The 705-nt window shown below is 36.2% G+C and carries 1 protein-coding gene; it reads right to left on the reverse strand.

Translation table 11 applies throughout. From position 1 onward, the window contains the following. Positions 1 to 46: 46 nt before the first annotated feature. Positions 47 to 601: a hypothetical protein gene (locus EQY_RS0120065; RefSeq protein ID WP_001033798.1), complete on the reverse strand. Its 555-nt coding sequence runs from the start codon at positions 599 to 601 to the stop codon at positions 47 to 49. Positions 602 to 705 lie beyond the last annotated feature (104 nt).

The following is a 705-nucleotide window of genomic DNA, read 5'->3' on the forward strand; positions in this document are numbered from 1 at the left end:
CCTCAAATCATCAGGAGGCCGCCCGAAAGGGCGGCTGTTCCGTTGTTCAATTATCTAAAATTGTGCTAAACCTTTTGATTACCATTAAGAACGTTATAACAGTGATAAAAAAGGAGGAATAGGCAAAAAAGCTAACAATGTATGCAGATGCACGAAAATACCATTTTTTTAAATCTAAAGCATCGTCGGGAAGAAAATAGATTACAACTGAAAAAATAACTAAGGTTATAGCAGTGAGTATTGCATAAGCGACGTTATGACATAGCTGTTCGTAGATAATTTTGTTATTGTTCAATGCGATAAGATTATCTCGAGGTTTTTTTTCTTCAATTATGTTTGATATTTTAGCTATGGTCTTCTGTTTTTGATCATAAATCATTATCACTGCACTCATTAGCAATGCCGTTGTAATGGCTCCGAAGTTAACGAAGACAGAGGCCATTGCTGGCTTCATTATTCCGTATGTCCAGCATACAACTAACGAAAGAGTAAGAGGAACTATAAAGTGTATGATAATGTCTCCAGCCAGAATCGTGCCTCGCTGATCTGACATTGTTTTGTAGTGTTTTATTATTACACTTAGTACATTTATTTTATTCATATTTTCACTCCTTCATTGCCATTATGCAGTTCTGATAGTATATCATTTGCAATGTCCTTTATTGAGTCGTGAAGTGCTTCAAGGTCTGGGATTCCAGTGGCTGG

It is taken from the genome of Escherichia sp. TW14182, assembly GCF_000208525.1.
Taxonomy (GTDB): Bacteria; Pseudomonadota; Gammaproteobacteria; order Enterobacterales; family Enterobacteriaceae; genus Escherichia; species Escherichia ruysiae.